The organism is Bradyrhizobium sp. MI1.10 (assembly GCF_055811035.1).
Genome location: NZ_JBVVPN010000002.1, coordinates 42,326 through 62,236 on the forward strand (window position 1 = coordinate 42,326; position 19,911 = coordinate 62,236).

At 65.7% G+C, this 19,911-nt stretch carries 17 protein-coding genes; 12 read left to right on the top strand and 5 right to left on the bottom strand.

The window, feature by feature from the left end:
• The first annotated feature begins 15 nt into the window (after window positions 1-15).
• From AC0L3K_RS02290 to AC0L3K_RS02320, 7 genes are all read left to right on the top strand, one after another.
• Entirely contained in the window at window positions 16-396 is a 381-nt protein-coding gene (locus AC0L3K_RS02290; protein WP_007603399.1) for a hypothetical protein, read from the top strand.
• Between the two features lie 91 nt (window positions 397-487).
• Window positions 488-1,240 carry a DNA repair protein RecO gene (recO, locus tag AC0L3K_RS02295; protein WP_473365445.1) on the top strand — a complete coding sequence of 251 codons (753 nt, stop codon included), beginning with the start codon at window positions 488-490 and terminating at the stop codon, window positions 1,238-1,240.
• Between the two features lie 99 nt (window positions 1,241-1,339).
• Window positions 1,340-1,624, top strand: coding sequence for a hypothetical protein (locus AC0L3K_RS02300; RefSeq protein WP_473365446.1), 285 nt, complete (start codon window positions 1,340-1,342; stop codon window positions 1,622-1,624).
• A gap of 61 nt (window positions 1,625-1,685) precedes the next feature.
• Window positions 1,686-3,944: a DNA topoisomerase IV subunit A gene (gene parC / locus AC0L3K_RS02305; RefSeq protein ID WP_473365447.1), complete on the top strand. Its 2,259-nt coding sequence runs from the start codon at window positions 1,686-1,688 to the stop codon at window positions 3,942-3,944.
• Window positions 3,945-4,197: 253 nt separating this feature from the next.
• Window positions 4,198-5,748: an ABC transporter substrate-binding protein gene (locus tag AC0L3K_RS02310; protein WP_473365448.1), complete on the top strand. Its 1,551-nt coding sequence runs from the start codon at window positions 4,198-4,200 to the stop codon at window positions 5,746-5,748.
• A gap of 4 nt (window positions 5,749-5,752) precedes the next feature.
• Window positions 5,753-7,297, top strand: a complete 1,545-nt coding sequence (locus AC0L3K_RS02315; protein ID WP_007603405.1) for a GMC family oxidoreductase — start codon at window positions 5,753-5,755, stop codon at window positions 7,295-7,297.
• A gap of 1,045 nt (window positions 7,298-8,342) precedes the next feature.
• On the top strand, window positions 8,343-8,693 hold the full coding sequence (locus tag AC0L3K_RS02320) for a hypothetical protein (RefSeq protein ID WP_007603407.1): 351 nt from the start codon (window positions 8,343-8,345) through the stop codon (window positions 8,691-8,693).
• Between the two features lie 107 nt (window positions 8,694-8,800).
• Here the strand turns inward: AC0L3K_RS02320 and chrA are convergent, their stop codons facing one another.
• A complete protein-coding gene (chrA, locus tag AC0L3K_RS02325; protein ID WP_473365449.1) occupies window positions 8,801-10,186 on the bottom strand; it encodes a chromate efflux transporter in 1,386 nt (461 codons plus the stop codon).
• Entirely contained in the window at window positions 10,186-11,004 is an 819-nt protein-coding gene (locus AC0L3K_RS02330) for a chromate resistance protein ChrB domain-containing protein (protein WP_473365450.1), read from the bottom strand. The genes chrA and AC0L3K_RS02330 overlap by 1 nt, the downstream gene beginning before the upstream one ends.
• 195 nt (window positions 11,005-11,199) lie before the next feature.
• Here AC0L3K_RS02330 and dmeF point away from each other — a divergent pair, with 195 nt between their 5' ends.
• The 3 genes from dmeF (at window position 11,200) to AC0L3K_RS02345 (ending at window position 14,022) form a co-directional block, all read left to right on the top strand.
• On the top strand, window positions 11,200-12,150 hold the full coding sequence (dmeF, locus tag AC0L3K_RS02335; protein WP_354128884.1) for a CDF family Co(II)/Ni(II) efflux transporter DmeF: 951 nt from the start codon (window positions 11,200-11,202) through the stop codon (window positions 12,148-12,150).
• A gap of 79 nt (window positions 12,151-12,229) precedes the next feature.
• A complete protein-coding gene (locus tag AC0L3K_RS02340) occupies window positions 12,230-13,060 on the top strand; it encodes an N-acyl homoserine lactonase family protein (RefSeq protein WP_473365451.1) in 831 nt (276 codons plus the stop codon).
• Between the two features lie 83 nt (window positions 13,061-13,143).
• Complete coding sequence (locus AC0L3K_RS02345; protein WP_354128886.1) at window positions 13,144-14,022, top strand: DMT family transporter; 879 nt, start codon at window positions 13,144-13,146, stop codon at window positions 14,020-14,022.
• On the opposite strand, the gene AC0L3K_RS02350 is transcribed toward AC0L3K_RS02345, so the two are convergent.
• Both AC0L3K_RS02350 and AC0L3K_RS02355 read right to left on the bottom strand, forming a co-directional pair.
• Window positions 14,019-14,210, bottom strand: coding sequence for a hypothetical protein (locus AC0L3K_RS02350; protein WP_354128887.1), 192 nt, complete (start codon window positions 14,208-14,210; stop codon window positions 14,019-14,021). The genes AC0L3K_RS02345 and AC0L3K_RS02350 overlap by 4 nt on opposite strands.
• 31 nt (window positions 14,211-14,241) lie before the next feature.
• Entirely contained in the window at window positions 14,242-15,399 is a 1,158-nt protein-coding gene (locus AC0L3K_RS02355) for an MFS transporter (protein ID WP_473365452.1), read from the bottom strand.
• 184 nt (window positions 15,400-15,583) lie between these two features.
• On the opposite strand from AC0L3K_RS02355, the gene AC0L3K_RS02360 reads away from it, so the two are divergent.
• Window positions 15,584-16,843: an adenylate/guanylate cyclase domain-containing protein gene (locus tag AC0L3K_RS02360; protein WP_219684701.1), complete on the top strand. Its 1,260-nt coding sequence runs from the start codon at window positions 15,584-15,586 to the stop codon at window positions 16,841-16,843.
• A 154-nt stretch (window positions 16,844-16,997) separates the two neighbouring features.
• On the opposite strand, the gene AC0L3K_RS02365 is transcribed toward AC0L3K_RS02360, so the two are convergent.
• Window positions 16,998-18,242: an MFS transporter gene (locus AC0L3K_RS02365; protein ID WP_473365453.1), complete on the bottom strand. Its 1,245-nt coding sequence runs from the start codon at window positions 18,240-18,242 to the stop codon at window positions 16,998-17,000.
• A 168-nt stretch (window positions 18,243-18,410) separates the two neighbouring features.
• On the opposite strand from AC0L3K_RS02365, the gene AC0L3K_RS02370 reads away from it, so the two are divergent.
• Complete coding sequence (locus tag AC0L3K_RS02370; RefSeq protein ID WP_007603415.1) at window positions 18,411-19,763, top strand: Nramp family divalent metal transporter; 1,353 nt, start codon at window positions 18,411-18,413, stop codon at window positions 19,761-19,763.
• Window positions 19,764-19,911: the final 148 nt, after the last annotated feature.

Sequence of the window (19,911 nt, forward strand, 5' to 3'; positions counted from 1 at the left end):
AAAGATCGGTCGGCGATGAGCGTACCCAGCAACGTACGGCGCTTCGAAGCGTTGCTCTATGCATCGTTGATGCTGGATGCCTTGTCGGTGGCGGTGCAGGACCGCACGCCGACTGCCGAGATGACCGAACAGATGATCATGACGTCGTCGCTGCTTGCCGGCGGCATGATCCTGCTGCTGGTTTATTTCGTCCGGCTGGCCGCGCGCGGGCGCAAGAACTGGCCGCGCTGGGTGCTGGCGGCAGCACTCGTACTGTCGGTGATCTCGCTCGGCCAGATCATCGGCGAGAAGGGCATGGAACTCGACAGCGCCATCGAGATCGTCTCCTGCGTGCTGACGGCGATGGGATTGTATTTCTCGTTCCGCGGCGACGCGCAGGGCTGGTTCAACGCGTGAGGCCGCGTCGGGTGGATTGGCGGCGCTTCACTTTCCGGCCTCCCGCCAATCCGCCCTACGATTGAAGACCGGAATCCGCTAGACTTCACCGATGGAATGGACCGACGAAGGCATCGTGCTGGGGGTGCGGCGGCATGGCGAGAGCAGCGCCATCGTCGAGCTGCTGACCCGTGCGCACGGCCGCCATCTCGGTCTCGTCCGCGGCGGCACCGGCTCGCGGATGCGGCCGCTGCTGCAGCCCGGCAACAGCCTCAGCGTGGTGTGGCGGGCGCGGCTCGACGAGCATCTCGGCACCTATGCCATCGAGGGCCTCAAGCTGCGGGCGGCGACGCTGCTGGGATCATCCCACGGAGTCTACGGCATCACCCACCTCGCTTCGATCGCACGGTTGCTGCCGGAGCGCGATCCGCACGAAAACCTCCTGGCGCTGCTCGAACATTCGCTGGACGATTTCGACGACATCGGCAGCGCCGCCGTACACGTGATCCATTTCGAACTGGCAATGCTCACCGAGCTCGGCTTCGGGCTGGCGCTGGAAAACTGCGCCGTAACCGGAGAGACCACCGACCTGATCTACGTCTCGCCCAAATCCGGCGGCGCGGTGTCGCGCGGGGCGGGCGAACCGTGGCGCGACCGGCTATTGCGGCTGCCGCCGTTCCTGCGCCAGGGCGAGGTGCAGGGCGACCTCACCGACGAGGATCTTCAGGACGGCTTTCGACTGACCGGCCTTTTCCTGTTGCGCCATGTGCTGGAGCCGCGCGGGCAAGGCCATTCCGACGCGCGGGCAGGCTTCATCAGCGCGTTGACGCGGCAGCAGGCAAAGGCCGCGATTCCCGCGCCATGAGCCAAACGCGGCTCTGCATTGTCGCAATATGTCTGCCCGCCGTGGAACGAAATCGGGTTTCCCTGACTTGCCCCCGGGGTTCCAACCGGGGATATCCTGATGCTGATCAAGGGACTTGTGATATCGGCAGCGCTGATGGCGCTGGCGCCGGACGCCCTCGCGGGTGAGCAGCCGGGCGTCTTTCGCCGTGCCTCCTGTACCGTCGTCAGATTCTATGTGGCCAAATATTCTGCTGTGGCAGCAGAGGCATGGGCGCGGTCCAAGGGCGCGACGGAGGCCGAGATCGAGACGGCCCGGCGGTGCCTGACCAATGCCCCGGCCACCACGCAGGCCAAAAACGCCCAACCCACCCAGACCTTCACCGCAGGCTGGGCCGGCCAGTAGGCCGCCCACAGGGAACCAATCGATCCTTGCCCGATTCGCTTCCACGGTTTAACCGGGCGGCATGGGAAAACGATTGATTCCGCCGGAGGAACCGGCCGAAATTCACGAGGTGCCGCTGCGTGAGGCGCTGGAAGAGCGCTATCTCGCGTACGCGCTCTCCACCATTATGCACCGCGCACTGCCCGATGCCCGCGACGGCCTGAAGCCGGTGCATAGGCGCATCCTCTATGGCATGCGCCTGCTCCGGCTCGATCCGGGCACGGCTTTCAAGAAGTCCGCCAAAATCGTCGGCGACGTGATGGGCTCGTTCCATCCGCACGGCGACCAGGCGATCTACGACGCCATGGTGCGTCTCGCTCAGGATTTCTCCTCGCGCTACCCGCTCGTCGACGGCCAGGGCAATTTCGGCAATATCGACGGCGATAATCCCGCCGCCTATCGCTACACCGAAGCGCGCATGACCGACGTCGCGCGGCTTCTGCTCGACGGCATCGATGAGGACGGGGTCGAATTCCGTCCCAATTACGATGGCCAGTCGAAAGAGCCGATCGTGCTGCCCGGCGGCTTCCCGAACCTGCTCGCCAACGGTGCGCAGGGTATCGCGGTCGGCATGGCGACCTCGATCCCGCCGCACAACGCCGCCGAGCTCTGCGACGCCGCGCTGCATCTGATCGAGAAACCGGACGCGAAATCCAAAGCGCTGCTGAAATGGGTCAAGGGTCCGGATTTCCCGACCGGCGGCATCTGCGTCGATTCCAAGCAGGCGATCGCTGAAGCCTACACCACCGGCCGCGGCTCGTTCCGCGTCCGCTCCCGATGGGAGCAGGAAGAGGGCGCGCGCGGCACCTGGGTCGTCGTCGTCACCGAGATTCCCTTTCTGGTGCAGAAGTCGCGGTTGATCGAGAAGATCGCCGAGCTGCTCGACCAGAAGAAGCTGCCGCTGGTCGGCGACATCAGGGACGAGTCGGCCGAAGACGTCCGCATCGTGATCGAGCCGAAGTCGAAGAACGTCGATCCCGCGCTGATGATGGAATCGCTGTTCCGGCTGACCGAGCTCGAAAACAAGATTCCGCTGAACCTGAACGTGCTGATCAAGGGCCGCGTCCCCAAGGTGGTGGGGCTCGCTGAGTGCCTGCGCGAATGGCTTGACCATCTGCGCGACGTGCTGATCCGCCGCACCAACCATCGCAAGGCCGAGATCGAGCGCCGGCTGGAGATTCTTGGCGGCCTGCTGATTGCCTATCTGAACATCGACGAGGTGATCAGGATCATCCGCAACGAAGACGAGCCGAAGCCGGCGCTGATCAAGGCGTTCAAGCTCACCGAGGTGCAGGCCGAAGCCATCCTCAACATGCGGCTGCGCAGCCTGCGCAAGCTCGAGGAGATGGAGATCCGCACCGAGGACAAGGATCTGCGCAAGGAGCTGAAGGGGATCGAGGGACTGCTGGCGTCCGAGCCCGAGCAGTGGAAGAAGGTCAGTGAGCAGGTCGCCAAGGTCCGCGACATGTTCGGGCCGAAGACGCCGCTCGGCAAGCGCCGCACCACTTTTGCCGATGCGCCCGAGCACGATCTCGCCGCCATCGAGGAGGCCTTGGTCGAGCGCGAGCCGGTGACCGTCGTCGTCTCGGACAAGGGCTGGATCCGCACCTTGAAGGGCCATGTCGAGGATCTCTCGGGGCTTGCCTTCAAGCAGGACGACAAGCTCGGGTTCGCGTTCTTCGCGGAAACGACCTCGAAGCTGCTGCTGTTCGCCACCAACGGCAAATTCTACTCGCTCGATGTCGCAAAACTTCCGGGCGGCCGCGGTCACGGCGAGCCGATCCGCCAGTTCATCGATCTGGAGCCGGAGGCCGCGCCGGTCACACTGTTCGTCAACAAGGGCGGACGCAAATTCCTGGTCGCGAGCCACGAGGGCCAGGGCTTCGTCGTCAACGAGGACGACTGCGTCGGCACCACCAAGAAGGGCAAGCAGGTCCTCAACGTCGACATGCCGAACGAGGCGCGCACGGTTACCGAGGTGCTCGGCGATACCGTCGCCGTCATCGGCGAGAACCGCAAGATGCTGCTTTTCCCGCTCGACCAGGTGCAGGAGATGCCGCGTGGCCGCGGTGCGCGCCTGCAGAAATACAAGGACGGCGGTCTTTCCGACGTCGCCGTGTTCGACGCCAAGGCGGGCCTGACCTGGAAAGACTCCGCAGGCCGCGAATTCTCCGCGACCATGAAGGAGCTCGCCGAGTGGAAAGGCAACCGCGGTGACGCTGGCCGCCTCGCGCCGAAGGGATTCCCGAAGTCGAACAAGTTCGGCAGGGTGATCGGGTAGGGCTCGCCGTCGCCATATCGACAGTGTCATGCCCCGCGCAGGCGGGGCATCCAGTACGCCGCGACCTCTCGGCTCAATCATAGCTTTCTCTGGAATACTGGATCGCCCGGTCAAGCCGGGCGATGACAGCCAGGGTGTAGCGCGCAAACGCGCGGCAGATAGCCGTGAGCGCATGAGTGCCTTCCTCGAACGGGCACGAACATTGCCTTTTCCTGGCGACAGCAAACAGCTGGTCAAAAGGCAAAAGGCACCAATGTCCAAACTGAAGGCTTTCATTCCAGCGCTGTTCGCGTTGGCGCTGACCGCGCCGCCGGCGCATGCGGCGGGTAATCTCGTCGCGGTGCTCGAGGCGGAGATCGTCACGCTCGATCCGCATTTCTCCACGGCCTACATTACGCGCACTTTCGGCTACATGGTGTTCGACACGCTGTTTGCGAAGGATTCCAAAGGCGAGATCAAGCCGCAGATGGTGCAGGACTGGAATGTCTCGGCCGATGGCCTGACCTACAGTTTCACGCTGCGCGACGGCCTGAAATGGCATGACGGCCAGCCGGTCACGGCCGCCGATTGCGTCGCTTCGCTACGCCGCTGGGGCACCCGCAGTGCGCTCGGCCGCCGCATCTTCGCGATCACGACCTCGCTCGAGCCCACCGACGCAAAAACCTTCGTGCTGACGCTGAAGGAGCCATCTGGTCTCGTCATCGACGCGCTCGGCAATCCCGTCAGTCCGGTCGCCTTCATGATGCCCGAGCGCATTGCCAAAACGCCCGGCGACCAGCGCATCACCGAGATCGTCGGCTCTGGCCCGTTCGTCTACAGCAAGGCCGATCACCGCACCGGCGACCGCATGGTCCTGAAGAAATTCGCCGACTATGTGCCGCGTCCCGAGCCTGCCGACTTCCTCGCCGGCGGCAAGCGCGTCAACATCGACACGCTCGAGATCCGCGTCATTCCAGATGGTGCGACCGCAGCCTCCGCGCTGCAGGCCGGCGAAGTCGATTTCATGCAGTATGCGCCGTTCGATCTGCTGCCGACGCTTGAGAAGAACTCTCGCGTGAAACTCGTCAATTTCACCGGCGGCAACATGTTCGCGGGCGCCTATCGCCTCAACGCCGCATCGAAGCCGTTCGACGATCCCGCCATCAGGCGCGTGCTGTGGAAGCTGGTCGATCAGCGCGAGGTGCTGGACGCACTCGGCCTGGACGCCAAATACGCGGCCCCTTGCGCGACATACTTCACCTGCGGCACCACCTATGACAGCAAGGCCGGCACCGAGGCCGCGGTGAGCCCGTCGATCGAGGCGGCGAGGGCGGCACTGAAGGCGACGAAATATGCCGGCGAGCCTGTTATCGTGATGGAGGCGAACGATCTCGAAGCCCCGCGCGTCTCGGCGCAGGTGCTGGCCGAGCGGCTGAAGCAGGCCGGTTTCACCGTCGATCTCCAAGTGATGGACTGGGCGAGCGTGCTGGCACGCCGCGCCAAGAAGGAGGGCTGGAGCGTCTATGGCGTCCACGCCGGCGGTTTCGATCTCGGCTCGCCCTTGACCAACGTCATGGTCGCCTTCAACTGCGCCGACTTCACCGGCTGGCAGTGTGACGCGCGCATCACGCCGCTGATGGAGGCCTTTGCCAAGGCGCCCGCCGAGGAGGATCGCAAGAAGATCGCAGGCGAGATCCAGGCCGTCATGTACGATCAGGCACCCGCAATACCGTGGGGCCAATTCGCCCAGCCTGCCGCCTCTCGCGCCAGTTTGCGCGGTCTGATACCGTCAGCCATCCCGGTGTTCTGGAACGTTGAGAAGTAGCCCGATGTACGATGTCATTGTTGTCGGCGGCGGCTCCGCCGGCGCCGCCGTTGCGGCGCGGCTCTCGGAAGATCCCGCGCGGCGCGTCCTGCTGCTCGAGGCGGGTCTGGACTGGCGCGCCGACGAGGCGCCCTGGGAAGTGATGACGCCAAATCCCATCCCGATCATCCACAAGCGCGAGTACCAGGAGAAATGGCAATGGCCGGATCTTCTGACGCGCCGTGTGGCCGGCCAGGAGCCGCGCTTCTACTGGCGCGGCAAGGGGCTCGGCGGCTCGTCGATGATGAACGGCCAGATCGCCATCCGCGGCGTCGCCGCTGCGTTCGACGAATGGGCCGCCAATGGCTGCACCGGCTGGTCGGCGAAGGACGTGATGCCGTTGTTCTCGGTGATCGAGGATGACCTGGAATTCGGCGACGCCGCCGGCCACGGACGCGGCGGACCGCTGCCGGTCTATCGCGCGCTGCCGGACAAATGGGGACCGATCGATCGCGGCTTGCGCGATGCGGCGCTGGCGAGCGGCCATCCCTGGTGCGCCGACGTCAACGGCCCGGACGGCGAGGGCGTCGCCTGCTATCCCATAAATAGCCGCGACAGCCGCCGCATCACGACTAATGAGGGTTATCTGGAGCCCGCGCGCGGCCGCGCCAATCTCGAGATTCGCGGGCATGCACTGGTCGACCGGGTCCTGATCAGCGACGGAAGGGCGACCGGCCTCCGCGTTCACATCGAGGGGCAGGGCACCAGCGAGATCAGCGCGCGCCAGATCGTGCTGTGCGCCGGCGCCATCCACAGTCCGGCGATCCTGCTGCGCTCGGGCATTGGACCCGCGCATGAGCTGAAGGCGATGGGGATCGCGGTCGAGCGCGACCTGCCGGTCGGCCGGCACTTCTTCGACCACCCGCTGTTTCGCGCCACGATCCAGCTCCACGAAAACCTGCGGCCGACCGATCCGGACACCCGCCATACCAATTGCTGCGTGACTTATTCGTCGGGCCTCGCCGACGGCGGCAAGCGCGACATGATCATGATCGCTTTCAATCATCGCGGCATCGGCGTGCCGGGGGCCATCGGCGCCGGGCTGTTCAACGCGTATTCGCGTGGAACGCTCAAGCTGGCCTCGACCGATCCTGCGATCGATCCTGTCGTCGAGGAAAACATGCTGGCCGATCCCCGCGACATGCTGCGCATGAAGGATGCGGTGAAGCGGCTGGCCGTGATCACCACCCACCCGGCGCTATCAGGCATCGCGGACTGGATCCGGCTCGCCGACACGGATTTGAGCTTGCCCCAGGCTGCGGCCTTGCCCGATCACGAACTCGACACGCTGCTGCGCCGTGAGACCGGCGATATCCAGCACGCTGCCGGCAGTTGCCGGATGACTGGTGTCAACGACGCCGACGGTGTGGTCAATCCTGATGGTACGGTGAAGGGTATTACGGGCCTGCGCGTCGCCGACGCCTCGATCATGCCGTCGGATTGCCGGGCCAACACCCACTTCACGACGGTGGTGATCGGGGAAGCGATTGCGCGGATGATGATGCGGTAGAGCGAAAACGACAGTGTCATGCTCCGCGAAGGCGGGCATCCAGTACTCCGAGGCGCCGCTGGGTTCGCACAATGCCGCCGTTGAATACTGGATCGCCCGCCTTCGCGGACGATGACACGGAGAGTGGGCTAGACTAGTCGTCGCGCCGATACACGTTTCAAACAACGGACGAGAGTTCGCGATCTCGCGGCGCGTTCCGCCCGAGTCTTGCGTCGGCGCATTGCCCCTCGTGGAGACAAGGGCGCAGGGAAGGCCGGGCGCCGGCTGGCACCCGCAGATCCGTGGGCGATAGAAATGCACACGGGGTGGATCACAGGTTCGCCGGATCGCCCGGCCTTCCCTGCGCGATGGTTTTAACGTGTCCTTCGTGCTCTCCCCGGGGAGCGATGCACTATTGCCCCCGTCGCCATGCAGATGACTGATGCGCGCGCCCGGTCGGGCCGCCACATCACCGCAGGACTTGACGCACAGACCCCGGGCGTCAGGACCACACGACTTGTTCGTCCGCGCACGTCTTCGCTGGAACTTCGAGTGCTGGCGTGTGCTCACACCCGAGGCCATGCGAAAACGCTTTCGGCGTCGTGTCGTAGGCACGAAAGCCATTGCTCACAGCCGAAGCCGCCCTGCAATGCCGATCGTACTCGACGCCGTCGCGTCCATCGCTACCCAACCCGCGGTTCGTGACGATCGCGATCCGCCCCTCGTCTCGGGCCAGGGTGTGTCGCTTGTACGTCAAATCCGAATTTCGGTAAGCGGAATATTTTGCGAGGTGGGCTTGACAGGAAGTGTGGCGGAAGTGGTCGGCTGTTTTGCCCGACGGGCATGCGGAGGCGAGGGTGACGGCTTTCGCCCGAGGCGCGTGCCGAGAGACGCTAGCTTTTGAGGGCAGAGCGGAAGTCGTTCGGCTCGGTCAACGAAAGTGTTGAAGTTTGTAGCTAGATCCATCTGCCCACCTCGATGGATCAGCCGGCGGGCTTGCAAAGCCGCTGGGAACTTTGCCAAGGCCTCGTCGTTCCCGTGAGCGGGGCGAACGCAGGCAGAAGCTATGAAATGGATGCTGGTGGTTTTGGTAAGCGGCGTCTCGCCCGTCAACACCGATCTTGTGTTCGACAAGTTCAGTGATTGTCTCGCCGCAGAAGAGCAAATGCGACAGCACTACGCTGATGCCTTCGAGGCGTGGGATCGCATGGCTGCGGCAAGGATCGACCGGCGCAGGGACTACAAGAAAGCTCGCGATGTCGAAGCCAAACGACTGCTGAGCAACGTTGGGACGTGTGTCCCGCATGGTGGCGGCGATCAGCAGCCGGTCAATGCTCAGCAGCAGCAACCCCCCGCTACGTCATCGCAGCAGCCGGAAACGAAACCGTCGCCACCGCAGCCGGGGCCACGGAGTTAGCGGCAGCGATGCCGGCTTGTGGTCGATAGCAGCCGCCATGCAACTCTGACGGCTTAGTGACGCCTTCCATTGGCAAACCGGACGCGACGAACCAATGACTCCGCGTCCTAAATCACCCCCGCCAGCCGCAGCGCCACACCAGCCGCGCAGCTGCCGGCCAGCACCGTCAACATCCCCAGCTTGAATCGGAAGATCGCGGTTGCGGCCGCGATCGACAGCACGAGCGCAGGGATATCGACGCTGGTCAGGACCGGCATGTCGAAGGCAAACGGGAGGGTGTGCACCGGCACGGTGTCGCGGAACAGCGTGTGCAGCGCGAACCAGATCGAGAGGTTGAGGATCACGCCGACGACGGCAGCGGTGATGGCACTGAGCGCACCGCCGAGGCCCTTGTTGCCGCGCAGCCGTTCGACGTAAGGGGCGCCTACGAAAATCCAGAGGAAGCAGGGCGTGAAGGTGACCCAGGTCGCGAGCAATCCGCCGAGCGTGGCCGCGAGCATCGGCGACAGGCCGCTGGCGTCGCGGTAGGCGGCCATGAAGCCCACGAACTGAAGCACCATGATCAGCGGGCCCGGCGTGGTCTCGGCCATGCCGAGACCGTCGAGCATCTCGTGCGGCTTGAGCCAGTGATAATGCTCGACCGCCTGCTGGGCGACATAGGCCAGCACTGCGTAGGCGCCGCCGAAGGTGACCAGCGCCATCTTCGAGAAGAACAGCGCGATGTGACTGAAGACATTGTCTTGTCCTACAGCGAGCAACAGCGCGATCACCGGCACCAGCCAGAGCGCAAGCCAGAGCGCGCCGACGCGAATCGCGCGCGCGGTGTTGGGGCGTACATGTTCGGGCACAGCGTCGCCGAGCATGCTGTCGATCACGGCGCTGCTGCCGGCAGAGCCGTGACCGGCCGGCGCGAATTCCGGACGGCCCTGTTTGGCGCCGATATATCCGATGATGCCGGCGGCGATGATGATGACCGGGAAGGGGATCGCGAAGAAGAAAATCGCGACGAAGGCGATCGCGGCGAGCGCGATCATGATGCGGTTCTTCAATGCGCGCTTGCCGACCCGCACCACGGCCTCGACGACGATGGCGAGCACGGCGGCTTTCAAGCCGAAGAACAGCGCCTCCACGAAGCTGACATTGCCGTAGGCGGCGTAGACGTAGCTCAGGCCCATGATGGCGATGATGCCGGGCAGAATGAACAGACCGCCAGCCATCAGCCCGCCGGCGGTGCGATGCATCAGCCAGCCGACATAGGTCGCGAGCTGCTGCGCCTCCGGGCCCGGCAGCAGCATGCAGTAATTGAGCGCGTGGAGGAAACGGGCTTCCGAGATCCAGTTCTTCTCCTCGACCAGGATGCGGTGCATGACCGCGATCTGGCCCGCGGGCCCGCCAAAACTCAGGCAGGCGACACGGAGCCAGACGCGAAACGCTTCACTGAAGCTGACGCCGTGACCGGCATCAGCTCCTGCTTCGATCGTACGCGTATCCATCAAGCCTTCGCCTTGTTGGTCGGCCAGTTGTGGGTCTCAGACGTAGCGTCACGGCACCAGCGATAGAAGGCGTCGTAGAGCAGCATGCCGGCTTCGAGCTGTTCGAGGTCGTCATCATACATCCGCGACAGCCCGAGCGAAGCTGCGAGCAGGCCGGGCGCCTCCGGCGCAAGGTCGGGCCGCCCGGTGTCGGCGCCGCGCACCAGCGTTGCCAGCCGGAGCAGCGCCGGCGCGGCAATCCCGAACTCCTCGATCATCACGTCGAAGGTGCAGAGCTCGCCACGGTGGCTCCAAAACACGTTCTCGATGTCAAAGGGGGCTGCGTTGAAGCGTTGCCCGACGGCCGCTACTTCCGAAGGCGCCACGAACAGGAACACGGCCGTAGGGTCGACGAAGCGGCGGATCAGCCAGGGGCAGGCAATGCGGTCGACCTTGGGCCGCGCCCGCGTGACCCAGACGGTTCGCCCCTTGGCGTCGCGCGGCGGCAGCTTGCGGGTGTCGACCAGCGGCAGTTTTGCCGCCTTCCAGCCTTCGAAGCCGCCCTCCAGCGTCTCGGCTTGCACGCCGAGCTGCCTGAGCCAGGCCGCCGTGCCCTGCGCGAGCTTTTCGCCGCGCAGGCACGAGACGATCACGGAACGGCCGGCGAAGTTGGCGCCCCAGTCGGGAACATTTTCGTGGCTGAGCTTGATCGAACCCGGGATCAGCCGCCGGTCGGCGGCAAAATCCTCGTCGGTGCGCACATCGATCAGGACAGGCGCATTCGCCGTGCCGATCAGCCGTGCCATTTTTTCAGATGATATCGTCGTGTAGGAAGACATGATGCGCCCTCGTAAGAAGAAACGGGACGCGATACTTGGGCATGTCGCCTCGTGGGGAGATCGCTCAAATCCCCATGGCCTTCATTACACCGAAACGGCACCTACCTGTCAATCGGCTCATTCCGGCGATTTTGCCCAGAAGACTCGCAGGTCTATATTAGGGGTCAACGGCCCGGACCTTTCGGAGACTTTGCGATGCATTCCCATTCCATCGAACAATGGACCCATGACCACGCCTTTCTGGGCGACAAGCACGACGAGAACGAGCGGCGCACCTGGCTCGTGGTCGTGCTGACGCTGGTCATGATGGTCGGCGAGATCGTCGCCGGCTCGCTGTTCGGCTCGATGGCGCTGCTCGCCGACGGCTGGCACATGGGCACGCATGCAGCGGCGCTGGGGATTGCCGCATTCGCGTATCGCTTTGCGCGGCGGCACCTGGGGAGCTCGCATTTCAGCTTTGGCACCGGCAAATTCGGCGATCTCGCCGCCTTCGCCAGCGCGGTCATCCTCGGCCTGATCGCGGTCGAGATCGCCTATGAGAGCGTGCTGCGGCTGTTCACGCCGGTGTCGATCGTCTATGGCGAGGCCATCGCGGTCGCTGCCCTCGGCCTGTGCGTCAACCTCGCCAGTGCCTGGCTGCTCCGCGACAGCCACGATCACCACCATCATGGCCATGCGCATGATGATCACGATGATCATGACCACGATCATCATCATCACCACCACGACAACAATCTCCGCGCCGCCTATGTCCACGTAATGGCGGACGCAGCGACCTCGGTGCTGGCGATCGCCGCGCTCGTGGTCGCCATGTATTCGGGTTGGGCCTGGGCCGATCCGGCGGTCGGCCTGATCGGCAGTGCCGTGATCGCAAGCTGGGCGTTCGGCCTGATCAAGACATCGGGCGCGGTGCTGCTCGATGTGCGCGCCGACGAGAAGCTCGAGCGTGTGATCCGGGCGCGCATGGAGATCGGGGACGACCGCGTCACCGATCTGCATCTGTGGCAGGTCGGTCCCGGCCATTGCGCCGTGCTGGTGTCGGTGGTCTCGGACAAGCCGAAGCAGCCGGCGGTCTACAAGAAGCGGCTCGCCGGGCTGAAGGGCCTCAGCCATGTCACCGTCGAGGTCGAGACCTGCCCGCATTGAAGCGGTCTGCGGGAATTCTGCCGAACCGGCCGGGGTTGATCCTCGGTCACAGCCGACAATGGCTGCAAGGGAGGAACCAATGACGTCAAGGATCACGCTCGCTCTCGCCGTCGCCGCGTTCGCTCTGTCCGGCCATGCGGCGCTGGCGCAATCGGAAAAGACCGGTGTCGAAAAGCTCTACGTGCTCAATTGCGGGGAGGGCACCGCCGGCGACATCTCGCGGTGGACGCCCGGCCTCAACGAAGGCAAGACGATGGACTTCGTCGACAGCTGCTATCTCGTCAAGCACGCCAAGGGCTGGTTCCTGTGGGACACCGGCATCGCCGACGCAGTCGCCGCGATGCCGAATGGTCTTGCGCCCGCGGATCCCAAGGCGGTGACCTGGCGGCGGCCGAAGACGCTTGCCGCCCAGCTCGAACAGCTCGGCCTCAAGCCCGGTGACGTCAAGATGATGGCCGTCTCGCACACCCATCCCGACCACACCGGCAATGTCGAGCTATTCCCTCAAGCCACGCTCTACGTGCAGAAGGCCGAGTATGACTGGCCCGGTGCCAACAACGAGCCGCGATTCAAGCCGTCGCATCCGGTCGAGCTGCTTGCGGGCGACAAGGACGTATTCGGCGACGGCAGCGTGACCATCCTGTCGACGCCCGGCCATACGCCGGGACACCAGTCGCTGCTGGTGAAGCTGCCGAAGACCGGCGCCGTGGTGCTGTCGGGCGATGCGGTGCACTTCAAAGACAACTGGGACAACCGCCGTGTGCCCAGCATGAACGCCAACAAGGACCAGAGCGCGGCCTCAATGCAGAAGATTGCCGACACGCTCGGCAAGGAGAAGGCGCAGCTCTGGATCAACCACGACAAGATCCAGCGCGACAGCCAGAAGATGTCGCCGGAGTTTTACGACTAGCTTCCCGAGACGCCCCTGTTGCCACTACGGTGGCAGCAGGGGCGTGCTAGCGCCCTCGACAAGCTCCGCAACGGGAGACGATTGTGGGTGAGTGGGCCGGGGTTGCGATCGCGCTGGCGTCGAGCAGCCTTGGCGGCACGGCCGCGGCGATCACCCGCTATCTGGTCGGCGGCGCCGATCCGATCCTGCTCGCGATCCTGCGTTGGGGGATCGGCTTTCTCTGCCTCCTGCCGTGCGCGCTTCTGCTCGGCGTGCGCTGGCCGCAGCGGTCCGACTGGCCGGCCGTGGCGCTGCTCGGCATCTGCTTTTTCGGCGTGTTCTTCATCCTCTACAACATCGCGGTGTCCTACACGACCGCCGCGCGCGCCAGTCTCGCGCTGGCGACGCTGCCGCTCCACACCATGGTGGTCGGCGCCATCCTCGGCGTCGAGCGGCTGACGGCGCGCAAGATCATCGGTGTCGGCATCGCGGTGCTCGGCGTGGCGGCGGCGCTGGCCGCGGGCCTGGCGCAAAGCCCGCCCGAGGCCTGGCGTGGCGAGCTGATCATGACCGGTGCCGTGTTCTGCATGGCGTTCTACAACGTGCTGTCGCGGCCGCTGATGCAGCGCTCCAGTCCGCTCGGCTTTCTCACGGTCGGCATGGGCGCGGGCGCCGCCGTGCTGGTGCTGGCGGGTCTGGTGAAGGGGAGTTTCGCAGCGCTCGGGCAGTTCACGACGGGGCAGTGGATTGCCGGCATCTATCTCGGCATCGGCGGCGGCGCGCTCGCCTTCATCCTCTGGGTCATGGCGCTGGCGCGCGCGACACCGACCCGGGTCGCCAATACGATGACGGTCAACCCGATCGCCGCCACCTTGCTCGCCGCGCTGCTGATCGGCGAGCCGATCACGCCAAATCTCCTGATCGGGCTGGTCGCCGTGTTCGCCGGCATCTGGATCGCGACCAGTGAAACCAAGCCGGCCTAGCTGCGCGGTGCGGTCACGGCGGGCGGACTCGCGTCCGGCGCCTTCTTCGGCTTCAGCGAGCCGGCGTAGAAGGAGATCAGCCAGACCAGGATGATGGCGAGGAGATAGACACCCCAGGCCTGTGGCGGCGTGGTCGCCCAGCGCAAGAGGCCTTTGAATGTGCGGGGCGGGCGGGTGTCTTCGGTCATGCTCCGCTTGTGCGCGAAAGCTCCCGCCCGGTCAATCCGGCCGCGGTTGCGCGCGGATCATGAACAGCGCGGCCAGCGCCGAGAGGCTGAGCGCGGACGAGACGATCAGCACCTTGGCGCCCATGACGTCGATGAGGAGGCCGAAGGCCAGCGGCGCGACGGCCTGCGCCATCCGTGCCGGCGCGCCAATGATGCCGAGCCGATAGCCGAAATCCTTGGGGCCGAAGATCGACAGCGGCAGCGTGCCGCGCGCGATGGTCAGGATGCCGTTGCCGGAGCCGTGGAACAGCGCAAACGCACTGGCCGCGGCGCCGCCGAAGATCGCCACGACCACGGCGCCGATCGGGTGGGTGAGGCAGGCGAGCCGCGTCGACCACAGCGGATGAAAGCGGCTGAGGAAGCCTGCCTCCAGAACGCGCGCGGCCACTTGCGCGGGGCCGATCAGCGCACCGGCCGCGATCGCCTCGACCGGCGTCGCGCCGGTGGTCTCCAGGATGCGCGGGAAATGCGCGGCCATCGCGCCGGTGACAGTCCAGACTGCGGCGAAGACGAACGCGAGCAGGATCATGGTGCGGTCGAGCGGCAGATGCGGCTTCTCTGCCGCCGCCTTAGCTTGCCTGGCGCCCTTGATCGTCGGCAGCACGAAGAAATTGAGCGGCAGGCCGATCAGGATATTGGCCGCGGCCCAGGCGAAGCAGGTCTCGCGCCAGCCGATATGGGCAAGGCCCCAGGCGGTGAGCGGCCAGCCGACGGTCGATGCGAAGCCCGCCATCAGCGTGATGCCGGTGATCGGCCTGCGCGCCTCGGTGCCGTAGATGCGGCCGAGCGCGGCGAAGGCGGCGTCGTAGAGCCCCATCGCCATGCCGATGCCGAGCACGAGCCAGGCCATCGCCATCACCGCCACTGATTGCGAGAGGCCGAGCAGAACGAGACCGGCGGCGATCGTCAGGTTCGACACCGAGAGGACCTGCCGGCCGCCGACCAGATCGATCTGTCGCCCGATGCGTGGCCCGAGCAGCGCAGAGATCACCAGCGAGGCCGAGAACGCGCCAAAGACCCAGTTGGAGGAGATGCCGAGATCGCGCGCCATGGGATCGGCAAGCAGCGCCGGCAGATAGTAGCTCGAGGCCCAGGCCAGGGTCTGCGTGGTACCGAGCGCCAGGATGATCGGAAGCTGGCGCTGGCTCATATCCCCGTATTTCTAATCGGCCGTGTCATCATTCGCATTTGCGCCCGAGGCGGGAGGACGTCAACAGCGTCCGCGACATATGCGACCTGCCGCGGGCGGGAGCCTTGGCCGCGAGCGGGAGCCTTGGCGCCGCAAGCTCCGCGCGCCGCCTTTCGCTCGTCACGAATGCACGGCATAATGGCGCATGCAATTGACCTCGCGCCTTGCGCTGATGAACTGGTTGGCCGGCCAGGGGCTCACCGGCCTGCCCGAACCCGAACTGCTGCGGGGCTTCTGCGAGCGCTGCCGCGCCGAGGGGCTGGAACTCTCGCGTGGGCTTGTCGTCATCGATACGCTGCACCCGATCTACGAGGGGCGCGCCTTCCGCTGGAGCGATACGCCGACCAACGAGAGCGACGTCGTCGAATACGGCTCGACGGCCGAGGGCGACGCGGCCAACAATTGGCGCCGCTCGGTGTTCTATCATTTGCTCGAGCATGGTCACGACGAGATGGTGATCGACCTTGCCGACGCGCCCTCGCTCGATTTCTCGCAGATCGGCGAGCTCGCTGAAACGGGTCACCGCCATTTCCTGGCCTTTGTGCATCGCTTCGGGGAGACCGGAGCGCTCGGGCAGATGGATTGCCTCTACTCCTCCTGGACAACGCGACGCGACAGCGGCTTCGCCGAAGGCGAGCTCGCCGCGCTGCGCGATCTCGTGCCGGTGCTGGGGCTCGCGATCAAGTCGGCGCAGCAGGTCGACATCGCGCGCACGCTCGGCCGCGTCTATCTCGGACGCGATGCCTCAGAGCAGGTCTTGAGCGGACGCATCTCGCGCGGCGTCACCGAGCGCATCAACGCCGTGCTCTGGTATTCGGATCTGCGCGGCTCGACCGGAATCAGCGAGAGCATCGGCCCCGACGAGATCATCCCGTTCCTGAACGACTACGCGCAGGCCGTGATCGATGCCATCCACGACGCCGGCGGCGACGTGCTGAAGCTGATCGGCGACGGCGTGCTCGCGATGTTCACCGGCGAAGACATGGCGTATGCCCGGCGCGCGGCGCTGCGCGCCGAGCATCTATTCCGCAAGAACGTTGCAGCGCTCAATCTGCGGCGGGGCGCCGAGGGCCGTCCCACCACGTCCGCCTATATCGGCCTGCATGTCGGCGAGGTCTTCTACGGCAATATCGGCAGCGAGGACCGGCTTGACTTCACCGTGGTCGGTCCGACCGTGAACGAGGTCAGTCGCATCGCCTCGATGAGCCGTTCGGTCGATCGCGAGCTGCTGGCCTCGGCGGAGTTCTACAAGGGCCTCGATGCCGCCGGCCGCCGCTATCTCGTCTCCACCGGCCGCTACGCGTTGCGCGGCATCGGCCGCGCGCAGGATCTCTACACGCTCGATCCCGAGGTGGATGCGAGCGAGCCGGTGACAGGGAGCTACGAGCGGTATCTGGCGAATTAAATTCCGCGGTGCCCCCCAATGTCGTCCTGGCGAAAGCCAGGACCCATAACCACCGCCTGCAGTTTTGCGAAGACTCATAGTTGGCGATTTTTGCCAAACTGCTCCCTGGGGTAATGGGTCCTGGCTTTCGCCAGGACGACGGCGGAGAAACTGCCTAACACCGCGCCACCACCTCATCGCCCACCATGTCGGGCTGCCGGTCCAGGGCCACCGCGGGCGAGAGCCAGATCACCAGCGCCTGCACGCCGAACACCGCCGCCGCGAGATAAAGGCACGCTTCCGCGCTCCAGAGGCCGCCGACGATCGCACCCAGCGCCGAGCCGACCGGGCGGGCGCCGTAGCTCATGATGTTGATGGCGGAAACGCGGCCGAGCAGGCGAGGCGGCGTCACCGACTGGCGCAGCGTTGTGGTCGAGATCACCCACAGGATCGGCCCGACGCCGAGCAGGAAGAAGCTCAAGGCGGCAAGCCAGGGGGAGGGGACCAGCACCGTCAGCGCCATCACCATTGCGGCGACGAAGCCGGTGACGGGGCCAAGGCCGACCACCGTGCCGAACGCGACGCGCTTCATCACGCGCGTGGCGAACAGCGCGCCGATCACCATGCCGACACCGTACATCGTCAGCACGGTGCCGACGCCGACCGCGTTTAGGCCGAGGTGACGTACGGCGTAGGGCACGAACACCGCGATCTGCAGGAACCATCCGATGTTGAAGATGAACTGGGTGATGAAGACCGGCCGCAGCAGCGGATGATGAAACACGAAGGCCGCGCCCTCGCGGATGTCCTGGAGCGGATGCCGCCGTGGCGCCGGCGTGCGGGCGGGCTCGTAGATGCCGGAGAGCAGCACGACGGCGATAGCCGAGAGCGCGGCCGCGAAGCCGAAGGCCGGGCTCGCGCCCCACCACCCCACCAGCGCGCCACCAAGCGCAGGCCCGCTGGCGAAGGCGATGGTGCGTGCGAGCTCGATCCGCGCATTGGCCGCCGGCAACAGGTCCGAACTCACCAGCGAGGGCACCAGTGCCGGCGCGGCCACGCTGTAGACGACGGTGCCGCACACGGCGGCAAAGCCGAGCAGCGCCAGCAGCGGCAGGTTGAGCGCGCCGAGCGCGAGCAGCAGCACGATCGCTGCAAGGGCCGCGGCCCGCAGCGCCTCGGCGCCCGCCATCAGCGAACGGCGGGAGATGCGGTCGGCCAGCAGGCCGGCCGGGATGGCGAACAGGACGAAGGGTAGGGTCAGCGCGGTCTGGAGCAGGCCGGTCTGGCCTTCGGCGACGCCGAGCGTCAGCACCGCGACGATGGGGGCCGCGGCCAGCGCGATCTGTTCGGCCGACTGTGCCGCCAGGTTCGACCAGGCGAGGCGGTTGAATGTCTCGGGGAGGCGAAGCGGATTTGACATGGCTCATTTCCTGCAAAGTCGGGTTGGCGCCGAGTATCTGCCTCGGAAGGCCGCCAAACCCACCCGCTTCCCGACAGGGGCGGCACATAGCGGCCGCCGAGGGACCGATGCGGCTAGATGCAGTTGCAAATGAGTTGCAATAAGGCTCGACTTCGGTATTCTCGCCCCATGGATGCTCGCTCTCCCGATCTGACCCGAGACGCCGCCGGCTGGCGCAATGATGCGCCTGCGACCAAGAGCCTGGCGGAGGTGAATGCCTCGGTCGCCCTCCCCATCGCGGGGGTGTGGTGGCGGCGCCTGCTCGCCTTTGTCGGCCCGGGCTATCTGGTCTCGGTCGGCTACATGGACCCCGGAAATTGGGCGACCGACCTCGCAGGCGGGTCCAAGTTCGGTTACACGCTGCTCTCGGTCATTCTGCTCTCGAATTTGATGGCGATCCTGCTCCAGTCGCTGGCAGCGCGGCTCGGCATCGTCACCGACCGAGATCTCGCGCAGGCCTGCCGTGCGACCTATTCGCCGGCCGTGAATTTCCTGCTCTGGATCGCCTGCGAGGCGGCGATCATCGCCTGCGATCTCGCCGAGGTGATCGGCACGGCAATTGCGCTAAAACTCCTGTTCGGCATTCCCCTGATCGGCGGCGCGCTGATCGCTGCGCTGGATGCTTTTTTGCTGCTCATCCTGATGAACCGTGGCTTCCGCTTCCTCGAAGCCTTCGTCATCGCATTGCTTGTCGTGATCGCAGTCTGCTTCACGGTCCAGCTTGCCGCGGCAGCACCGCCGGTGGCCGAGATGCTGAAGGGATTTGTGCCGAAGACCGAGATCTTCACCAACCCCGAGATGCTCTACATCGCGATCGGCATCATCGGCGCCACCGTGATGCCGCATAATCTCTATCTGCACTCCTCGATCGTGCAGACGCGCGCCTATGAGCGCAACGATACCGGCCGGCGCGAGGCGATCAAATGGGCGACGACGGACTCGACCGTCGCCCTGATGCTGGCGCTGTTCATCAATGCCGCGATCCTCGTCGTGGCTGCCGCAACTTTCCACAAGAGCGGCCATTCTGACGTGGCCGAGATCGGCCAGGCCTTCGAGCTGCTGTCTCCGCTGCTTGGCCTCGGCATCGCCTCGACGCTGTTCGCGGTGGCGCTGCTCGCCTCGGGCCTGAATTCAACGGTGACGGCGACGCTCGCCGGACAGATCGTGATGGAAGGCTTTCTCGACCTGCGCCTGCCGAGCTGGGCGCGCCGGTTGCTGACGCGCGGCATCGCGATCGTTCCCGTGATTGTCGTCACCGCGATCTACGGCGAGCGCGGCACGGCTGATCTGCTGGTGTTCAGCCAGGTCGTGCTGTCGATGCAATTGCCGTTCGCCGTCATCCCGCTGGTCCGCTTCGTCTCCGACCGCCGCAAGATGGGCAAGTTCGTCATCCCGGCGTGGGTCGCGGCGATCGCGTGGATCGTTGCCGGCATCATCGTGGTTTTGAACTTGAAGCTGCTGGCGGATACGCTGTTCGGGTGAACACATCGCGGCTGTCGTGGGGCCGCGCGCCCCGCCGCCCCCCCATTTAAGACACGGGGGTGGGTGGGGCCCGCACCCCCCGCGGGGCGGGTGGGCCCCCGTTGGGGGGCGCCGGCGGGGGAGAACAGGCGCGGCGGTGGCGGCGAGC